This window comes from Thauera aromatica K172 (assembly GCF_003030465.1).
In the GTDB taxonomy this organism is placed as follows: Bacteria; Pseudomonadota; Gammaproteobacteria; order Burkholderiales; family Rhodocyclaceae; genus Thauera; species Thauera aromatica.
This window is the reverse complement of the sequence record NZ_CP028339.1, coordinates 1,492,804-1,512,538: the sequence shown is the minus strand read 5'-3', so window position 1 is coordinate 1,512,538 and position 19,735 is coordinate 1,492,804. Positions and strand designations below refer to the sequence as shown.

Genomic DNA, 19,735 nt, shown 5'->3' with positions numbered 1-19,735 from the left:
TCATGGAAAACATCGAACGCAAACCCTCCACGTCGCTTCGTCCGCTGGTCCTGACCTGGCTGCTCCTGGTCGGGCTGACCCTGGTGAGTCCGCAACTCGGCGCAGGCTTCGGCGGCGATCACGCGGTGCAACTGGTCGTGGCCGCGATCATCTGGTTCAAGGGCAGCCTGGTTGCGCGCCATTTCATCGAGGCGGAGCTGGCCCACCCCTTCATCCGCAACGTGCTGCGCATCTTCATCGCCTTCGCGCCGATCGCGATCGTGCTGACGACCTTCTTTGGCGACAGCTTCGCTCGCTTTGCGAGCCTATAGCTGGCGCTTAATCAGACGGCCTAGCGTAGCCAGTGCATCCCCCTGGCGCTCGGTTGCGGGGTGGCCAAAATTGAGCCGCAGATAGTTGGAAAACTCGCGCTTTGCGGAGAAGATCGGCCCCGGTGCGATACTGATACCACTCACCAGGGCCTCTTCGTATAAGCGTAGAGTATCGACCTGACTGGGCAATTCGAGCCATAGGAAATACCCGCCGTCCGGTCGCGCCAATCGTGTACCTACCGGAAAATGCTCTTCAACCCCCGCAATGATTCGGGCCTCCTGCGTCATCAACTGTCGGCGCAACTTTCGCAGGTGATTGTCGAAGCCACCATGCTTCAGGTATGCCGCCAGCGCAATCTGCATGGGCACCGCTGTGGCAAGGCTAGTCGAATATTTCTGCCGTTGAACCTCTTTCGCGAAACGGCCTGCTGCGACCCAGCCGACGCGGTAACCCGGCGCGAGGCACTTCGAAAATGAGGAGACATGGAGGACTAGGCCGTCCTCATCCACTGCCTTGCTGGAAACTGGCGTATCACACCCGAAGTACAGTTCACCGTAGACGTCATCTTCAATCAACGGAACTTGGTGCTTGTGAAGCAACTCGACGAGCGCCCTCTTATTCTCATCCGAAACGCGGCTTCCCGTCGGATTCGCAAAATTCAGCATGAAAAGGCAAGCCTTGATCGAATGATGCCGCAGCGCGTCTGCAAGCGCGCTGATACTCACGCCTTCGCGCGGATGGCTTGGAATCTCGATCACCTTGAGACCGAGTCGTTCACTTGCCTGCAGCCCTGCATAGAAGGTTGGCGACTCGATAGCGATCAGATCTCCAGGCTTTGTCAAGGCTTGGAGGCAAAGGCTGAGTCCTTCCATCGCACCGGAGGTCACGATGACCTCGTGCGGCGAGACCGAAGCGCCATGCGCCAAGTAACGTAGAGCTAGCTGCCTTCGTAACTCCTCATTGCCCGGAGGAAGGTCCGTGACCGTCGCCAACGGATCGAGCCTTCGTGCAGCCGCTGCCAAGAATCGTCCAAGCCTTTCGAGTGGGAATAGTCGCGAATCAGGAAAACTCGAACCGAGTGGAACAATAGAAGGATCTCGCGCACTATCAAGGATCTGGAAGATGAAATCGCTTACCTGAAGGGCTGTCGAACCTCCAACCGGATGGGTCATCTCTGGTTCAGGCAACTTGTGACCGAGGCGCGCACGAACGAAGTACCCGGACTTCGGCCTCGCTTCGATCAAGCCACGGCTCTCCAGCAGATGGTAGGCTTTGGTAACCGTAACTGGACTGATTGCATTCACTTTACATGCTTGCCGAACAGACGGAAGTCGTTCTCCCGGACGCAGCACACCATCTGCGATCAGCTTTGCGGTTCGATCCGCGAATTCTTGATAGAGGCTCATGTTCGCATCGTAACAATCAAATAGTCCCGCGGCTTTGGCACAGATCATTCCTGACGATCACTCTAGGCGCTATATCAAACGTGTTTCCGCTGTCCCGAGCTCGTAGAACGACAACATTCGGGCGCCTCGAAAAACTGGCCTCCGCCCTCGAACATCATCGCGCCAGCGCTCTCTAAGCAACTGATCTTAAATACACTCCTCGCCGGATCCGAATCGCAGCGAGCGGCGAAGGAACCAAAATTCGCAGGCTTCGGCTAAGAGAAACTTTCGGGTGATACCGGCTCGGCGCCTTGATTTTATTGATGAAATCCATGGGTGCATTATGCAAGCCGAGTGCGGAGACCCTGGCTCTCAAAGCCTGTTCGCCCCTTCGGCCGAAGGCGTATGGATCGGCGATGGCCTCTTCCTCGTTGCAGCTCTGTGCTGGGCGATCTTCGGTCTCCTAATGCGGCACTGGCAGATCCGCCCCCAGATGGACATTATCGGCATCGCGAGCTTTTCGCTGGTGATCTATCTGCCAGTCTATCTATTTTGGCTGCCAAGTAACATCGCACACGCCAGCTGGGGTGAGATCGGCCTGCAGGCGATGTACCAGGGCATCATCGCCGCATTGCTAGCAGCGGGCATGTACAGCTACGCAAACCAGAAGATTGGCGCCTGTCAGGCGTCGATGATACTCGTGCTGGTACCCGCCTTCTCTGCCATCGGCGGCGTACTGATCCTCGACGAATTGCTGGGGATCACGACCGCGCTTGGGATCGTTGTTGTATCGATCGGCGCACTGCTGGGGGCACTGCCGACAGGCTCGATGGCCCGTCAAAAAACCATCCGTAAGAAAAACCAAGCCGCTTGACCGCTCACATCCGGAAGCCATTCGAGACACGTTAAACCAATCCGGGAAATCCCCCCAGCTCTGCGGGGGTGGCAGTAAAAGTTTGATTTTTACGGGAATCCATCGATGAAAACCTCCAAAGTGAGCCCCCAAGAGCTAATTCAAGTCATTCCGCTAACCAATCCCGTGGCGCCGCATCCACTCCCGGAACGCCGCATCTACCGCCCCATCGGCGCCTGCCGCCGAGCCCCCCTCCGCCCCGGCCCCCTGCGGCTCACCGCCACGCACCTTCGCCCGCTCATGCAGCGCCGCCACCGCGCGCAACTGCACCAGCTGCAGCAGCATGTTCTCGACCAACGCGTGCGCGGCGATCGCCGCCATCATTTCCAGCCGGTCCTCGAGCAGCAGGCCGCAGGCCGCCAGGCGCGCGTCGATTTCACAGAAATGGCTCGCCATCAGCCGCCGCGCATACTGCGCATCGATGGCCGCGGCGCTGAAATCGAGCGGAGTTTCCGCCTCGATCTCGGCGATCAGTGCGCTCAGGTGTTCCGGGCTCATGGCCTGTCCTCCTCGATCAACCCCATTTTCCTTCGACACACCGCGGCGCGCTCGGTTGCGCGCCCGGTTTCACACGCGCCGGCGTGTCGCCCGTCGGGCGCCCCCGTGCACGGCCCGTGGCCGGCACGGCAGCGCCCGACAGGTGCCGTGCTAGACTCGCGCCGCTTCTTCTCCTGCTCCCGTGATGCCGATCCAGCTCCTGATTCCCGGCCTGCTGTGGCCGTCCGCCAGTCTCGTCGGCCCCGCCAGCGGCCTCGCCCTGCCCGGACTGGAGCGCCTGCTCGGCCTCGGGCGCTGGCGGATCGGCGCACCCGAAGCACTCGACCGCCGGCTCGCGCGCAGCTTCGGCCTGCCCCCGGCCACCGCCGGCGCGCCCTTGCCCCTGGCCGCCCTGCGCCGCCTCGGCGAAGCCGGCGAGCATCCCCGCGATCCGGCCCAGGGCGCCGGCACCGATGCATTCTGGCTGTGCGCCGACCCGGTCAACCTGTCCTTCGCGCGCGAACACCTGCTGCTGAACGGCTTCGCCGAAGACGAGCTCGACGCGGCCGAAGCCGCGGAGCTGGTCGCCGCGCTCGGCGAGGTCTTTGCCGGTCTCGGCCGTTTCGAGGCGTGCGCACCGACGCGCTGGTACCTGCGCCTGGCCGCGCCGACGCGGGTCGATCTGTACCCGCTCGACGACGTCGTCGGCCGCCCGGTGAAGCACTTTCTTCCCGAAGGCGAAGACGCCCGCCGGTGGCAGCGGACGATGAACGAAGCGCAGATCGTGCTGCACAACCATCGGCTCAACCGCCGCCGCGAAGAAGCCGGCCGGCGTGCGGTCAACAGCCTGTGGCTGTGGGGTGCGGGAGCGCTGGGCACAGCCCCGCGCGCACCCGCCGCCGCCGTCCAGGCGGTCGATCCGCTGGGCGCAGGGCTGGCCCGGGCCGCAGGCCTCGAACCCACCCCGCCGCAGCTCGAAACCGCCCTGCGCGGCGACACCCTGGTCCTGCTCGACACCCTGCACCGCGCGGCGCAGCAGCGCGACGTGGACGCCTGGCGCAGCAGCCTCGAAACGCTCGAGCGCGACTGGTTCGCTCCGCTTGCCGCGGCCCTCGGCGGCGGCACGCTCGATGCGCTGCACCTGAGTGCGCCGGGCGACCGCGGCACCCTGGAGCTCGACCTGCGCGCCCGCGACCGCTGGAAGTTCTGGCGCAAGCCCTGCGCCTTCGGCACCCTGCTCGAGACCCTCGCCCCGCTCCCCGCCCCGCCGCTTTCCGACGCCCCCACCGCCGCCTCCCGATGAGTCCCGCCGCCCCCCGCATCCAGTCCCGCGCCGTGCCGCAGCGCGCCTTCGACCGCCTCGCCGACGCCGGCCTGCATCCGCTGCTCGCCCGCCTCTACGCCGCGCGCGGCATCACCCGCGCCGACGAGCTCGACACCGCGCTGAAGAACCTGCTGCCGCCCGAGGCCCTCAGAGGCACCGGTGAAGCGGCGCAGCTGCTCGCCGACGCGATCGAGGCCGGTGCGCGCCTGGTCATCGTCGCCGACTACGACTGCGATGGCGCCACCGCCTGCGCGGTGGGCATGCGCGCGCTGCGCGCCTTCGGCGCCGACGTGCACTACCTGGTGCCCGACCGCATCACCCTCGGCTACGGTCTCACTCCGGCGATGGTGGAGATCGCCGCGCGGCTCGAGCCCGACGTCCTCATCACCGTCGACAACGGCATCGCCAGCGTGGAAGGGATCGCCGCCGCGCGCGCCCACGGCATGGCGACGGTGATCACCGACCACCACCTGCCCGGCGACGTCCTCCCCGAGGCCGACGTCATCGTCAATCCGAACCAGCCCGGCTGCGATTTCCCGAGCAAGGCGCTGGCCGGCGTCGGCGCGATGTTCTACACCATGCTCGCGCTGCGCGCCGAGCTGCGCGAGCGCGGCAGCTTCGCCGGCGGCAAGGAGCCTAACCTGGCCGAGCTGCTCGACCTGGTCGCGCTCGGCACCGTCGCCGACGTCGTCAAGCTCGACCGCAACAACCGCATCCTCGTCGCCCAGGGCCTCGCCCGCATGCGCGCCGGCCGCCTGCAGCCGGGCGTCCGCGCCCTGTTCGCGCTCGCCGGCCGCGACCCGGCGCGCGCCAGCACGACCGACCTCGGCTTCATGATCGGCCCGCGCCTGAACGCCGCCGGGCGGCTGTCGGACATGAGCCTGGGCATCGAATGCCTGATCACCGACGACCCGGGGCGGGCGATGAACATCGCCCAGGAGCTCGACCGCCTCAACCGCGAGCGCCGCACGATCGAAGCCGGCATGCAGGAAGAGGCGCTCGCCCGCCTCGCCGGCCTCGACGGCGAAGCGAGTGCGGGCGGCCGCGCCACCATCGCCCTGTTCGAGCCCGACTGGCACCAGGGCGTGATCGGCATCGTCGCCGGCCGCATCAAGGAACGCCTGCACCGGCCGACGATCGCCTTTGCCCGCGCCGCCGACGGCGAGCTCAAAGGCTCGGGGCGCTCGATCCCCGGCCTCCACCTGCGCGATGCGCTCGACCTGGTGACCAAGCGCCACCCCGGTCTCGTCCTGCGCTTCGGCGGCCACGCCATGGCCGCCGGTCTGAGCATCCGCGAAAGTGAGCTGGCGAACTTCGATGCCGCTTTCGAAGAAGTCGTCGCCGAGCTGGTCGCCCCCGCCGACCTGCAGCGCCGCATCGACACCGACGGCAGCCTGGAGTCGGGTTATTTCGCCCTCGACGCGGTGCGCATGCTGGAGGCCGAGACCTGGGGCCAGGGCTTCCCCGCCCCGCTGTTCGACGACGTCTTCCGCGTCGAACGCCAGCGCCTGCTGAAAGACCGCCACCTCAAGCTCGAACTGTCGCGCAGCGGCACACGCTACCAGGCGATCCGCTTCAACCACGCCGACGGCGCCGCCGCCCAGATCCACGCCGCATACAAGCTGGGGATCAACGAGTACAACGGCGTGAGCAGCGTACAGCTGCTGCTGGAGCACTTCGAGCCCGCCTGAAACACCGCCGCGACGCCGCGGCACCCCTAGCGCCCTCCCTCGCGCACCCCATCGCGCGTCCCCGCACACACTCGCCTGCGCACGCCCCGCATCCGCTCCCCGGCCGGCCGCCTCATGGCCCGCCGGGCTTCGTCCGTTTTTCGTCACATTGCATCGCAACATGACGAAAACCCTCCTGTTCCAGCAAAAAACATCGAAACATGATGCACCGCAAAATGTTTATTTATTGATCCAAATCAATTTTCACTGCTACTGAACATTGATTTGGATCAAATCCAGGATTTCCGGGCGTCATAGCATGAGCGGGACCGAAATTTGTTCACCCGCTCAGGAAGCTCAAAATGAAAACAAGCGCCCTTCTCTCTTCTGCCCTTGCACTCACCCTCGCCAGCCCGCTGGTAATGGCGCACAAGGAAGGCGATTTCATCGTGCGTGCCGGCGCCGCAGTGGTCGCCCCACAAGACGACAGCTCCGCCGTCCGGGTCAATGGCAGCGCGGTGCCCGGCAGCAAGGCGACGATCGACAACAACACCCAGCTCGGCCTGACCCTGAGCTACATGCTGACCGATCACATCGGCATCGAACTGCTCGCGGCCACCCCGTTCAAGCACCAGGTCAAGGTCTCCGGCGTTGCCCCCGGCATCGACGGCAGGCTGGCCGAGTTCAAGCACCTGCCGCCGACCCTGTCGCTGCAGTATTTCCCGCTGGCGCCGGACTCGAAGTGGCAGCCCTACATCGGCGCCGGGATCAACTACACCCGGTTTTTCGACGAAGGCTTCAGCCGCGCACAGCGCGCCAACGGCTTTTCCAGCCTGGAACTGGACGAGTCCTGGGGCCTGTCGCTGCAGCTCGGCACCGACTACATGATCACCGACCGGCTGATGGTCAACGCCGCGCTGTGGTACGTGGACATCGACACCACCGCCACCGCCAGGCTCGGCACCAGCAAGGTCGCGGTCGACGTCGATGTGGCCCCGTGGGTGTTCATGGTCGGCCTCGGCTACCGCTTCTGAGCGCCCGGCCGCTGCGGCGGCGATGCGCGGCCGATCCCTCCTGTGCGACCCTCCGGGGTCGCTTTTTTTGCGCCCGCATCGAGCGCTGCGAGCGCCCCCGCGGCACTCCGAACGCATCGCACTTTATCGGTCCGGCTTGCACCGGAGCGGGAACATCGCCGCGGCAAGACGTTCCAAATATGCAAACGGCGGCACTGACGGATGACGAGAACCGCCCGACACACCTGCCGGCAAGGCCTCAACACCACTTGCACGGCGGGCCGCAACCGAAACCGCACCACCCCGGGCACCTGCGCACCACGCTCGACCTGAAAGGGAGACTGCGATGAGCACCGTCGCGCGTTTTCACATCGAACATGTCCGCCTGATCGACACCGAAGGCGAAGCCCTTGCGCCGCTGCCCGCGTTCGCACGCGACCCGGCCGCCCTCGTCCCCCTCTACCGTGCGATGTACCTGACGCGCACGTTCGACGCCAAGGCGATCGCCCTGCAGCGCACCGGCAAGCTCGGCACCTTCGCTTCGGCGCTCGGCCAGGAAGCGGTCGGCGTCGGTGTCGCCGCGGCGATGGACGCCGCGGACGTGCTGCTGCCGTCCTACCGCGAACATGCAGCCCAGCTCGTGCGCGGCGTGAAAATCGAGGAAAGCCTGCGCTACTGGGGTGGCGACGAGCGCGGCTGCGACTTCTCCGGACCACGCAGCGACTTCCCCAACTGCGTGCCGATCGCCACCCAGGTCTGCCACGCCGCCGGCGCCGCCTATGCTTTCAAGCTGCGCGGCGAAGCGCGCGTGGCGGTGTGCTTCATGGGCGACGGCGCCACCTCCAAGGGCGATTTCTACGAAGGGATGAACTTCGCCGCGGTGTGGAACGCGCCGATGGTGCTGGTAGTCAGCAATAACCAGTGGGCGATCTCGCTGCCGCGCAGCGCACAGAGCGCCACTGCGACGCTGGCGCAGAAGGCGATCGCAGCCGGCATCGACGGCATCCAGGTCGATGGCAACGACGTCGTCGCCGTGCACCACGTCGCCCGCGAGGCGATCGAGCGCGCGCGCAGCGGCGGCGGGCCGACCCTGATCGAAGCCCTGACCTACCGCCTCGGCGACCACACCACTGCCGACGACGCCTCGCGCTACCGCGACCCCGCGCTGGTGCAGGAACAATGGGCGCTCGAGCCGATCGCCCGCCTGCGCAAGCACCTGCTGCACCTGGGGGCGTGGAGCAAGGAGCAGGAAGAAGCGCTCGCCCACGAATGCGCCGAGACGGTCAACGCCGCGGTCGAGGCCTATCTCGCCACCCCGCCCCCGGACACCGCGGCGATGTTCGACTACCTTTACGCCACCTTGCCCGCCGCCTTGCAGGGACAACGCGCCAGCGCGCTGCACTTTGCGCCGCAGAACGGCGGCGCCAGCGGCAACTCGCCTTGAGCGAGGGCGGCATGCGGCCCCGGCATCACCCGGACAACGGACTCATCGATACGCGCGGAGGGGAACATGGCTGAGCTCAACCTTGTGGAAGCAGTCAACCAGGCGCTCGCCCACGCCCTCGCCCACGACCCCGCAGTGGTGTTGCTGGGCGAGGACATCGGCGCCAACGGTGGCGTGTTCCGCGCCACCCTCGGCCTGCAGCAGCGCTTCGGCGCGGAGCGGGTGATCGACACCCCGCTCGCCGAAACCGCGATCGCCGGCACCGCCGTGGGCATGGCGGCGATGGGACTGAAGCCGGTGGCCGAGATCCAGTTTTCCGGCTTCCTCTACCCGGCGCTCGATCACCTGATCAACCACGCCTCGCGCCTGCGCAACCGCAGCCGCGGGCGGCTGTCCTGCCCGCTGGTGCTGCGCACGCCCTGCGGCGCCGGCATCCACGCCCCCGAGCACCACTCCGAAAGCCCCGAGGCGATGCTCGCCCACGTCCCCGGCCTGCGCGTGGTGATGCCGTCCTCGCCGGCGCGCGCCTACGGCCTGCTGCTGGCCGCGATCCGCGACCCCGATCCGGTGATCTTTCTCGAGCCGACACGGCTCTACCGCCTGTTCCGCCAGGACGTCGCCGACGACGGCGAGGCGCTGCCGCTGGACGTGTGCTTCACCCTGCGCGGCGGCGCCGATCTCACCCTAGTGAGCTGGGGGGCGATGATCCACGAGACCGAGGCCGCCGCCGACGCCCTCGCCGCCGAGGGGGTGATGGCCGAAGTCATCGACCTCGCCACCCTCAAGCCGCTCGACATGACAACCATCCTCGAGTCGGTAGCGCGCACCGGGCGCTGCGTGATCGTCCATGAAGCCGCGCGCACCGCCGGGCTCGGCGCCGAGATCGCCGCCGGCCTCGCCGAGGAAGGCCTCTATTCCCTGCTCGCGCCGGTGCAGCGCGTCACCGGCTACGATACGGTGATCCCGCTCGCGCGGCTCGAACAACAGTACCTGCCGAGCGTGGCGCGCATCGTCGCCGCGGCGCGGCGCACCCTGGAGGAGGCATCATGAAGATCTTCAAGCTGCCCGACCTGGGCGAAGGCCTGCAGGAAGCGGAAATCGTCGAATGGCACGTCAAGGCCGGCGACGACATCGCCGCCGACCAGCCGCTGGTATCGGTGGAGACGGCGAAGGCAATCGTCGACATTCCCTCGCCGCATTCCGGCCGCGTCGCCAAGCTGTACTGCGAGGCCGGCCAGCTCGTCCATGTCGGCGCTCCGCTGGCCGGCTTCGAGGGCGCGGACGAAGACGCCGACAGCGGCACCGTGGTGGGTGAAGTGCAGGTCGGCGAGGAAGTCCATGCCGAAGCCCCGGCCGCGATCGGCGCCGGCCCGTCGGCGGTCCGCGCCACGCCCGCGGTGCGCGCGCTGGCGCGTCAGCTCGGCATCGAACTGGCGATGGTCGCGCCCTCGGGCGCGGACGGCATCATCACCCGCAGCGACGTCCAGCGCGCCGCCAAGGAACTCGCCGCTGCCGGCCCCGCCGAGCCGCTGCGCGGCGTGCGCCGGGCGATGGCGCAGAACATGGCGCTCGCCCAGGCCGAAGTCGCCGCCGCCACCGTCATCGACGACGCCGACATCCACGCCTGGGCAGCCGGCAGCGACATCACGATCCGCCTGGTGCGCGCGCTGGTCGCCGGCTGCCGCGCCGAACCCGCACTCAACGCCTGGTACGACGGCCACTCGATGGGCCTGCGCCGGCTCGAGCGGGTCGACGTCGGCATCGCCGTGGACCTCGCCGAAGGCCTGTTCGTGCCAGTGCTGCGCGACGTCGCCCAGCGCGACGCCGCCGACCTGCGCCGCGGCCTCGACCGCATGCGCGCCGACGTCCTCGCCCGCAAGATTCCCGCCGAGGAACTGCGCGGCAGCACGATCACGCTGTCCAACTTCGGCATGATCGCGGGCAAGTACGCCGCCCCCGTCGTCGTCCCGCCCACCGTCGCCATCCTCGGCGCCGGCCGCGCCCACGACCAGGTCGTGGCGGTCGAGGGGGTCGCGGTCGTGCATCGGGTGCTGCCGCTGAGCCTGACCTTCGACCACCGCGTGGTCACCGGCGGCGAAGCCGGCCGTTTTCTCGCCGCGGTGATCGCCGATCTGCAGCAGCCGACTTAATCCGACTTATTCACCCGGCAAGCAAATACCGTTCGGGCCGAGCCTGGCGAAGCCCAGCAGGCGCCCTGCGACAAGCTCGGGACGAACGGCTGGACCTATTTCATTGCCTGGTTGATCACCAAAGATGCAGCCGGCGCGACAGGCTGTGCTGCACGCCGTAAACCTCTCGGGTTCGAGCGGACCCGGATGGGGACGGACGCGCGCGAGCGCCCGGCGCAGCCCCCCCCCCCCGCAGCGCCCCGGATCAGCCAGGCTCGGGAAGCCTTCCACGCATCCCGGCTCTATTCCGGCTCGATCGACGGGAGCGATAGATGAAGGCTTGCCAGAATAATTGTATATACATCACGCATGCATGATCGCCAGGGATCGTGGCGACGGAAGACGCCGAAAAGGCGTGCGACTGACATCGCTTCCGTCGCCGGCGACCCAGAGAGCATGTACGCCGGGGAGGAGTCTGCTGCGGTGCGGTATGCGGAGCACCGGGGCGGCAGAAGGATTTTTCCCGGAGAAGCTTGACCTGGCTTCGATGCCGCTTTATTGTATAGACAAATAGCGCATCAATGAGCCCATAAATGAGTACACAAAACAGTCCGTCGATGCTGTGGCGGGACGCAACCGTGTTCGACGGCCTGCAGACCCTGCCGCAGCCGATGGTGGTACGCGTCGACGGGGCGCGGATCACGGGCTTGTGGCCCGAGGCCGGCTTCGCCCCGGCGCAGGCCGAAGGCTGCGTGGAGGCGGGGCGAGGCGGCCTGATCACGCCCGGCCTGGTCGACTGCCACACCCATCTGGTGTTCGGCGGCAGCCGTGCCGACGAGTTCGAGCAGCGCCTGGAGGGCGTGAGCTACGCCGAGATCGCGCGTGCCGGCGGCGGCATCCTCAGCACCGTGCGCGCCACCCGCGCGGCGAGCCCGGATCAACTCTTCGACGCCGCCCTGCCGCGCCTGCAGGCGCTGGTGGACGACGGCGCCACCACGGTCGAGATCAAGTCCGGCTACGGCCTCGCCCTGGCCGACGAGCTCAAGATGCTGCGCATCGCGCGCCGCCTTGGCCGGCCACAGGAGGGCGGGCTGCCGGTGCGCATTGTCACCACCCTGCTCGGCGCGCACGCGCTGCCGCCCGAGTTCGCCGGCGACGCCGACGGCTACATCGACGAGGTCTGCGCGCGCATGATCCCGGCGGCGGCGGCCGAGGGCCTGGCCGATGCGGTCGACGTGTTCTGCGAGGGCATCGCCTTCAGCCCGGCGCAGTGCGAGCGCGTGTTCGAGGCCGCGCAGCGCCACGGGCTGGCGATCAAGGCCCACGCCGAGCAGCTCTCCAGCCTGGGCGGCGCAGCGCTCGCCGCACGCCATGGCGCGCTCTCTGCCGACCACATCGAATACCTCGACGAGGCCGGCGTGCAGGCGATGGCCGCGGCCGGCACGGTGGGCGTGCTGCTGCCCGGCGCCTTCCTGACCCTGCGCGAGACGCAGCTGCCGCCGGTCGAGCTGCTGCGCCGCCACGGCGTGCCGATGGCGCTCGCCACCGACGCCAACCCCGGCAGCTCGCCGATGTTCATGCCGACGCTGATGCTGAACCTGGGCTGCACCCTGTTCCGCCTCACCCCGCGCGAGGCGCTCGCCGGCATGACCGCGCACGGCGCGCGCGCCCTCGGCCTCGCCGACAGCGGCCGCATCGCCGCCGGCCAGCGCGCCGACCTGTGCGTGTGGCAGGCCGGCCACAGCGCCGAGCTGGCCTACGCCGTGCAGCCCGGCCGCCTGCGCCAGCGCGTGTTCGGCGGCCGCATCACCCATGACCGTTTCCCGGAGGCACGATGAGCACCGACCGCAACACGATGGACGCCTGGAGCGGCCGCGTCGACCCCGAGCCCGACAGCCCGCGCTGGCACCAGGTGATCGGCGCCTTCGCCGACGCCACGACCACTCCGGGCGCGGTCCTGCTCGGTTTCGCCTGCGATGAGGGCGTACGCCGCAACCAGGGGCGCACGGGCGCCGCTGCGGCCCCGGCGGCGATCCGCAAGGCGCTCGCCGGGCTGGCCTGGCACCGCAGCGGCCCGGCCTACGACGCGGGCGACGTCGTGTGCGCCGACGGCGACCTCGACGGCGCGCAGGCGCGGCTGGCGGAGAAGCTCGCCGGGATCCTCGCCGGCGGCCATCTCCCGCTCGTGCTCGGCGGCGGCCACGAGGTCGCGTTCGGCACCTGGCAAGGGCTCGCCGCCCATCTCGAGGGCAACGGCAAGCACGCGCCGCGCATCGGCATCGTCAATCTGGACGCCCATTTCGACCTGCGCGACCCGGCCCATGCGCATTCGTCGGGCACCCCCTTCGCGCAGATCGCCGAGGCCGCCGCAGCGCGCGGCTGGCCCTTCCGCTACGCCTGCCTGGGCGTGAGCCGGGCCGCCAACACCCGCGCGCTGTTTCGCCGCGCCGCCGAACTCGACGTGCTGGTGCGCGAGGACCGCGAGATCACCCCGACGAGCCTGCCGGAGGTGCGCGCCGCGCTCGACGCCTTCATCGCCGGTTGTGACCACCTCTATCTGACCATCGACCTCGACGTGCTGCCTGCCGGCGAGGCCCCCGGCGTCAGCGCACCGGCCGCGCGCGGTGTGCCACTGGCGCTGCTCGAGGCGCTGGTCGAACAGCTGCGCGACAGCGCCAAGCTGCGCGTCGCCGACCTTGCCGAACTCAACCCCGAATACGACATCGACCAGCGCACCGCCCGTGTCGCCGCGCGCCTGGTCCACCTGCTCACCCTCAACGGCTGAACACCACGCCGCCGCACCTCAAGCTCAAACGAAACCCATCCACCGGAGGAGACCCCGATGACCGAACAACCCACTGCGGCCGTGCCTGCGTCCGCCCGGAACCTGGCGCTGCTGCGCCTGCTCGGCTACAGCCTGATTGGCCTGCTGATCTTTTTCGTGCCCTTCGAGATCGGCGGCAAGTCCACCATCATCCTCGACCACACGGCCAGTTTCTTGCTCAAGGAAGCGCGCCCCCTGGTGATCGGGATCGCGATGCTGTTGATGGCCTATGGCGCCCTCCAGCCGTGGATCCGCGGCACCTGGCGCGAGAACGCGGTCGCGCTCGCCTTCTCGGTGCTGAAGGTGCTCGGCCTCGCGATCGGCGTCGCCTTCCTGTTCCGTGCCGGCCCCGAGGCAGTGTACGCGCCGGGCATGCTGCCCTTCCTGTTCGACAAGCTGGTGCTGACCCTGGCGCTGATCGTGCCGCTGGGCGCGCTCGCGCTGGTGTTCCTGATCGGCTTCGGCCTGCTCGAATTCACCGGGGTGCTGATGCAGCCGGTGATGCGGCCGATCTGGCGCACGCCGGGCAAGTCGGCGATCGACGCCGTGGCCTCCTTCGTCGGCAGCTACTCGGTGGGCCTGCTGATCACCGCGCGCATGTACGCCCAGGGCCACTACACCCTGCGCGAAGCCGCGATCATCGCCACCGGCTTCTCTACGGTGTCGGCGCCTTTCATGGTCATCGTCGCCAAGACGCTCGACCTGATGCCGGCGTGGAACCTGTACTTCTGGGGCTGCATGGCGATCACCTTCGCCGTCACCGCGGTGAGCGCGCGCATCTACCCGATCTCGCGCCTGCCCAGCGAAGGCCGCGCCGATCCGCCGTTGCCCACCGGCCGCAGCCGCGTGCAGGCCGCCTGGGACGCCGGCCTGGAGCATGCGCACAGCGCGCCGCCGCTGTGGATCTCGCTGCGCGAGACCTTCGCCGACGGCCTGCGCATGACCGCCGCGATCCTCCCCAGCATCCTCGCCGTCGGCCTGCTCGGTCTGCTCGCCGCCAAGTACACGCCGGTGTTCGACGTCCTCGGCGCGCTGCTCTACCCGGTGACCTGGGCCTTCGGCCTCGACGAGCCAATGGCGGTGGCGCGTGCGGTGGCCTCGGGCCTCGCCGAGATGTTCCTGCCCGCGATGCTGATGAAGGAAGCCGACGTCGTCGTGCGCTTCACCGTCGCCGTGGTCTCGGTCAGCAGCGTGCTCTTCCTGTCGGCCTCGATTCCCTGCGTCATCGCCACCCGCATCCCGCTGCGCATGCGCGACCTGTTGCTGGTCTGGCTGCAGCGCACCTTCCTCAGCCTGGTGCTCGCCATCCCCTTCGCCCAGCTCGCCCACAAGCTCGGCTGGCTATGACCGGTCTCGCATCCCCCGACCTCACCTCTCATCCCGTGCCCCCATCCTCACCCCCATCCCCGGAGAATCCCATGACCACCTTCCGCGACATCGAAATCCGCGCCCCGCGCGGCACCGAACGCAGCGCCAAGAGCTGGCTCACCGAAGCCGCGCTGCGCATGCTGATGAACAACCTCGACCCCGACGTGGCCGAGAACCCCAAGGAGCTGGTGGTCTACGGCGGCATCGGCCGCGCCGCGCGCAACTGGGAATGCTTCGACAAGATTGTCGAGGTGCTGCGCCGCCTCGAGGACAACCAGACCCTGCTGGTGCAGTCGGGCAAGCCGGTGGGCGTGTTCGAGACTCACCGCGACGCCCCGCGCGTGCTCATCGCCAACTCCAACCTGGTGCCAGCGTGGGCCAACTGGGAGCATTTCAACGAGCTCGACCGCAAGGGCCTGATGATGTACGGCCAGATGACCGCCGGCTCGTGGATCTACATCGGCTCGCAAGGCATCGTCCAGGGCACCTACGAGACCTTCGTCGAGGCCGGCCGCCAGCACTACGGCGGCAGCCTGAAGGGGCGCTGGGTGCTCACCGCCGGCCTCGGCGGCATGGGCGGCGCGCAGCCGCTGGCGGCGACGCTCGCCGGCGCCTGCTCGCTCAACATCGAGTGCCAGCAGTCGCGCCTCGAGTTCCGCCTGCGCACGCGCTACCTCGACGAACAGGCGAAGGATCTCGACGATGCGCTGACCCGCATCGCCCGTTACACCGCCGAAGGCAAGGCGGTGTCGATCGGCCTCTTCGGCAACGCCGCCGAGGTGCTGCCCGAGCTGGTGCGCCGCGGCGTGCGCCCCGACCTGGTCACCGACCAGACCAGCGCCCACGACCCGCTGCACGGCTACCTGCCGATCGGCTGGACCTGGGACGACTACGTCGCCCGCGGCAAGACCGAGCCGGAGTCGGTGGTCAAGGCCGCCAAGCAGTCGATGGCGGTGCATGTGCGCGCCATGCTCGACTTCCAGAAGATGGGCGTGCCCACCTTCGACTACGGCAACAACATCCGCCAGATGGCGCAGGAAGAGGGGGTGGACAACGCCTTCGACTTCCCCGGCTTCGTCCCCGCCTACATCCGCCCGCTGTTCTGCCAGGGCATCGGCCCCTTCCGCTGGGCGGCGCTGTCGGGCGACCCCGAGGACATCTACAAGACCGACGCCAAGGTCAAGGAGCTGATCCCCGACAACCCGCACCTGCACCACTGGCTCGACATGGCGCGCGAGCGCATCGCCTTCCAGGGCCTGCCGGCGCGCATCTGCTGGGTCGGCCTGAAGGACCGCGCCCGCCTCGGCCAGGCCTTCAACGAGATGGTCGCCAAGGGCGAGCTCAAGGCCCCGGTCGTGATCGGTCGCGACCACCTCGATTCCGGTTCGGTGTCCAGCCCCAACCGCGAGACCGAGTCGATGATGGACGGCTCCGATGCGGTCTCCGACTGGCCGCTGCTCAACGCCCTGCTCAACACCGCGGGCGGCGCCACCTGGGTGTCGCTGCACCACGGCGGCGGCGTCGGCATGGGCTATTCTCAACATGCGGGGGTGGTGATCGTCGCCGATGGCACGCCCGAAGCCCACGCTCGGCTGGGCCGCGTGCTGCGCAACGACCCGGGCACCGGCGTGATGCGCCACGCCGACGCCGGCTACGACATCGCGATCGACAGCGCGCGCGAGAACGGCCTCGACCTGCCGATGATCACGTCCAGAAGGGGCTGAGCATGGAACTGCACCTGCAACCCGGCGGCCTGAGCCTGGCCCAACTGCGCCAGGCTTGGCAGGAGCCGGTGCACGTGCAGCTCGCCGCCGAGGCTGCGGCCGCCATCGAGCGCAGCGTCGCCTGCGTGCGCCGCGTCATCGACGAGGACCGCACCGCCTACGGCATCAACACCGGCTTCGGCCTGCTCGCGCAGACCCACATCGCCCACCAGGACCTCGAACTGCTGCAGCGCTCGCTCGTCCTGTCCCACGCGACCGGCATCGGCGAGGCGGTCGACGACGCCACCGTGCGCCTGATCCTGCTGATGAAGATCAACGGCCTCGCGCGCGGCTTCTCCGGCATCCGGCGCGAAGTCATCGACGCCCTGATCGCGCTGCTCAATGCCGAGGTCTATCCGCACATCCCGGCCAAGGGCTCGGCCGGCGCCTCGGGCGACCTCGCCCCGCTCGCGCACATGGCGCTGGTACTGCTCGGCGAAGGCAAGGCCCGCCACCGCGGCCAGTGGCTGGCGGCGAAGGAGGTGCTCGCGGTGGCCGGGCTGGCGCCGCTGACGCTGGCGGCGAAGGAGGGCCTGGCGCTGTTGAACGGCACCCAGGTGTCCACCGCCTACGCGCTGCGCGGCCTGTTCGAGGCCGAGGACCTGTTCGCCGCCGCCACCGTGTGCGGCAGCCTCACCGTGGAAGCGGCTCTCGGCTCGCGCGTGCCCTTCGATGCGCGCATCCACGCGGCGCGCGGCCAGCGCGGCCAGATCGACGCGGCCGCCGCCTACCGCCACCTGCTCGAGGCCGACAGCGAGATCGCGCAGTCGCACTTCGCCTGCGGCAAGATCCAGGACCCGTACTCGCTGCGCTGCCAGCCGCAGGTCATGGGCGCCTGCCTGACCCAGCTCCGTCAGGCCGCCGAAGTGCTGGAGATCGAGGCCAACGCGGTGTCGGACAACCCGCTGGTGTTCGCCGAAGGGGAAAACGAAAGGGGGGACATCCTCTCCGGCGGCAACTTCCACGCCGAGCCGGTGGCGATGGCCGCGGACAACCTCGCCCTGGCGATCGCCGAGATCGGCGCCCTGGCCGAGCGCCGGGTGTCGCTGCTGATGGACAAGAACCTGTCGCAGCTGCCGGCCTTCCTCGTCGCCAACGGCGGCGTCAATTCCGGCTTCATGATCGCCCAGGTCACCGCGGCGGCGCTGGCGAGCGACAACAAGGCACTCGCCCACCCGGCCAGCGTGGACAGCCTGCCGACTTCAGCAAACCAGGAAGACCACGTCTCGATGGCACCCAACGCCGGCCGCCGGCTGTGGGAGATGGCAGCCAACACCCGCGGCGTGCTCGCCGTCGAATGGCTCGCTGCCTGCCAGGGGCTGGACTTTCGCGACGGCCGCAGGAGTTCGCCGCAGCTCGAGCAGGCGCGCGCCCTGCTGCGCGCACAGGTGCCGTTCTACGACCACGACCGCTTCTTCGCCCCCGACATCGAGGCGGCGAACACCTTGCTGCTCGAGCGCCGACTATCGGCACTGATGCCGGCAGGCCTGCTGCCCTCGCAGGCTTGAGCGGCGTGCGCCGCAGCGTAGCGGCATCGGGTGGCATCGGCCGGTATCATGCCGGCATCGCAGCGACAGCCAGAGGACGACACGTGAGCAGCACTTCCCCGCGTTATCGACAGATCGAGGATTACCTGCTCGAGCGCATCCGCAGCGGCGAATTCCCGGTCCATCACCAGATCCCGCCCGAGGAACAGCTCGCGCGCGATTTCGGCGTCAGCCGGATGACCGCGAACAAAGCGATCCGCGACCTGGTGCAGAAAGGCTACCTGGTGCGCCAGGCCGGGCTGGGCACCTTCGTCACCGACCGCAAGGCCGAGTCCTCGCTGCTCGAAGTGTTCAATATCGCCGCCGAAGTGCGCAGCCGCGATCACGCATACAGCAACGATGTGATTCGCCGCGAGGAGGTCCAGGCCGACGACGAGGTCGCGCTGCGCCTGGGCATGCGCCTGGGCGCGCGGGTTTTTCATACCGTCCTGGTGCACCGGGAAGATGGCGTTCCGATTCAGCTCGAAGACCGGTTCGTCAATCCGCGCTGGGCTCCCGATTACTTGCGGACGGACTTTTCCAGACAGACGCCCAATGAGGTCCTGGTCGCGAGCTGCCCGATTTCCGATGTCGAGCATGTGGTCGAGGCCGTGCTGGTCGATGCCGAAGTGGCGTCCCTGCTCGACATCGACACCGCGACGCCCTGTCTGAGCATGACCCGCCGCACCTGGTCGGACGACCATCTGATCAGCTATGCCCGTCTGATTCATCCGGGCAGCCGCTACAAATTGCGCTCGTCGATGCGCAGCCTGCCCGCCGGCCCCAATCCGCTTCCAGAGCGGCGTTCGTAAACCGTCTCCACCGTCCGGAACAGGCTGCCGGGTCAAGCGTGGACGCGGGTGCCGGCGCTCAAACGACGGCACCGAACAAGGCCCCCGCCGCGGCGGTGATCGCCATCGCCAGCGCCCCCCACAGACTCACCCGCAGCGCGCCGGCGAGCGTATCGGCGCCACCGACCCGCGCCGCGGCTACGCCCAGCAGGGCGAGGAAGGCGAGCGAGCTCGCGGCCAGCCCCGGAATCAGGCTGGACACCGGCATCACCACGGTCACCGCCAGCGGCAGGCCGGCGCCGAGCGCGAAACTCGCCGCCGAAGCGAGGCTGGCCTGCAGCGGACGCGCGCCCAGTGCATCGGTGATGCCCAGTTCGTCGCGGGCGTGGGCACCGAGCGCATCGCGCGCCATCAGCTGGCGGGCGACCCGGGCCGCCAGCTCGGGCTCGACGCCGCGGGCGACGTAAATGGCGGTCAGCTCGCGGTGCTCTGCGGTCGGATCGGCCTCCAGCTCGGCACGCTCGCGCGACAGGTCGGCCTTTTCGGTGTCGGCCTGCGAGTGCACCGAAACATACTCGCCGGCGGCCATCGACATCGCGCCGGCCACCAGCCCGGCGACGCCGGCCAGCACGATGCTCTGCTGGTCGGCACCGGCCGCGGCAACGCCGACCAGCAGGCTGGCGGTGGAGACGATGCCGTCGTTGGCGCCGAGTACGCTCGCGCGCAGCCAGCCGCTGCGGTCGGTGCGGTGATGCTCGCGATGACGGCGGAACACGTTCATGGGCACGCCCCCGGA

Annotated in this window: 17 protein-coding genes; 14 read left to right on the top strand and 3 right to left on the bottom strand. The window is 68.6% G+C overall.

Annotated elements, in window-relative coordinates:
* Nucleotides 1-2 precede the first annotated feature (2 nt).
* On the top strand, nt 3-311 hold the full coding sequence (locus Tharo_RS07165) for a hypothetical protein (protein WP_043742331.1): 309 nt from the start codon (nt 3-5) through the stop codon (nt 309-311).
* Here Tharo_RS07165 and Tharo_RS07160 read toward each other — a convergent pair.
* Entirely contained in the window at nt 306-1,718 is a 1,413-nt protein-coding gene (locus Tharo_RS07160) for an aminotransferase-like domain-containing protein (protein WP_043742333.1), read from the bottom strand. The genes Tharo_RS07165 and Tharo_RS07160 overlap by 6 nt on opposite strands.
* Before the next feature lie 322 nt (nt 1,719-2,040).
* On the opposite strand from Tharo_RS07160, the gene Tharo_RS07155 reads away from it, so the two are divergent.
* Nucleotides 2,041-2,571: a DMT family transporter gene (locus Tharo_RS07155; protein ID WP_231570616.1), complete on the top strand. Its 531-nt coding sequence runs from the start codon at nt 2,041-2,043 to the stop codon at nt 2,569-2,571.
* A gap of 153 nt (nt 2,572-2,724) precedes the next feature.
* Here the strand turns inward: Tharo_RS07155 and Tharo_RS17730 are convergent, their stop codons facing one another.
* The gene (locus Tharo_RS17730) at nt 2,725-3,108 is read right to left on the bottom strand and encodes a hypothetical protein (RefSeq protein WP_043742335.1); all 384 of its coding nucleotides are present in this window, start codon (nt 3,106-3,108) and stop codon (nt 2,725-2,727) included.
* 184 nt (nt 3,109-3,292) lie between these two features.
* Here Tharo_RS17730 and Tharo_RS07145 point away from each other — a divergent pair, with 184 nt between their 5' ends.
* From Tharo_RS07145 to hutC, 12 genes are all read left to right on the top strand, one after another.
* Nucleotides 3,293-4,390 (top strand): hypothetical protein, encoded by a 1,098-nt coding sequence (locus Tharo_RS07145; RefSeq protein WP_107220615.1) that lies wholly within the window; start codon nt 3,293-3,295, stop codon nt 4,388-4,390.
* Nucleotides 4,387-6,102, top strand: a complete 1,716-nt coding sequence (gene recJ, locus Tharo_RS07140) for a single-stranded-DNA-specific exonuclease RecJ (RefSeq protein ID WP_107220614.1) — start codon at nt 4,387-4,389, stop codon at nt 6,100-6,102. Before Tharo_RS07145 ends, recJ begins: the two co-directional genes overlap by 4 nt.
* Nucleotides 6,103-6,443: 341 nt before the next feature.
* Nucleotides 6,444-7,115: an OmpW/AlkL family protein gene (locus tag Tharo_RS07135; RefSeq protein WP_107220613.1), complete on the top strand. Its 672-nt coding sequence runs from the start codon at nt 6,444-6,446 to the stop codon at nt 7,113-7,115.
* A 325-nt stretch (nt 7,116-7,440) separates the two neighbouring features.
* Nucleotides 7,441-8,538: a pyruvate dehydrogenase (acetyl-transferring) E1 component subunit alpha gene (gene pdhA, locus Tharo_RS07130; RefSeq protein WP_107220612.1), complete on the top strand. Its 1,098-nt coding sequence runs from the start codon at nt 7,441-7,443 to the stop codon at nt 8,536-8,538.
* A 66-nt stretch (nt 8,539-8,604) separates the two neighbouring features.
* Nucleotides 8,605-9,588 (top strand): alpha-ketoacid dehydrogenase subunit beta, encoded by a 984-nt coding sequence (locus Tharo_RS07125; protein WP_107220611.1) that lies wholly within the window; start codon nt 8,605-8,607, stop codon nt 9,586-9,588.
* Complete coding sequence (locus Tharo_RS07120; RefSeq protein WP_107220610.1) at nt 9,585-10,688, top strand: dihydrolipoamide acetyltransferase family protein; 1,104 nt, start codon at nt 9,585-9,587, stop codon at nt 10,686-10,688. The genes Tharo_RS07125 and Tharo_RS07120 overlap by 4 nt, the downstream gene beginning before the upstream one ends.
* Nucleotides 10,689-11,260: 572 nt before the next feature.
* A complete protein-coding gene (hutI, locus tag Tharo_RS07115) occupies nt 11,261-12,505 on the top strand; it encodes an imidazolonepropionase (RefSeq protein WP_107220609.1) in 1,245 nt (414 codons plus the stop codon).
* Nucleotides 12,502-13,452 (top strand): formimidoylglutamase, encoded by a 951-nt coding sequence (gene hutG / locus Tharo_RS07110; RefSeq protein WP_107220608.1) that lies wholly within the window; start codon nt 12,502-12,504, stop codon nt 13,450-13,452. Before hutI ends, hutG begins: the two co-directional genes overlap by 4 nt.
* Nucleotides 13,453-13,509: 57 nt before the next feature.
* Nucleotides 13,510-14,838 carry a YjiH family protein gene (locus Tharo_RS07105; protein ID WP_107220607.1) on the top strand — a complete coding sequence of 443 codons (1,329 nt, stop codon included), beginning with the start codon at nt 13,510-13,512 and terminating at the stop codon, nt 14,836-14,838.
* Between the two features lie 71 nt (nt 14,839-14,909).
* Complete coding sequence (gene hutU, locus Tharo_RS07100; RefSeq protein WP_107220606.1) at nt 14,910-16,583, top strand: urocanate hydratase; 1,674 nt, start codon at nt 14,910-14,912, stop codon at nt 16,581-16,583.
* A gap of 2 nt (nt 16,584-16,585) precedes the next feature.
* The gene (hutH, locus tag Tharo_RS07095) at nt 16,586-18,130 is read left to right on the top strand and encodes a histidine ammonia-lyase (protein ID WP_107220605.1); all 1,545 of its coding nucleotides are present in this window, start codon (nt 16,586-16,588) and stop codon (nt 18,128-18,130) included.
* 83 nt (nt 18,131-18,213) lie between these two features.
* Nucleotides 18,214-18,960, top strand: a complete 747-nt coding sequence (hutC, locus tag Tharo_RS07090; protein ID WP_107220604.1) for a histidine utilization transcriptional repressor HutC — start codon at nt 18,214-18,216, stop codon at nt 18,958-18,960.
* A 58-nt stretch (nt 18,961-19,018) separates the two neighbouring features.
* Here the strand turns inward: hutC and Tharo_RS07085 are convergent, their stop codons facing one another.
* Nucleotides 19,019-19,720: a VIT1/CCC1 transporter family protein gene (locus tag Tharo_RS07085; protein WP_107220603.1), complete on the bottom strand. Its 702-nt coding sequence runs from the start codon at nt 19,718-19,720 to the stop codon at nt 19,019-19,021.
* Between the last annotated feature and the right edge of the window lie 15 nt (nt 19,721-19,735).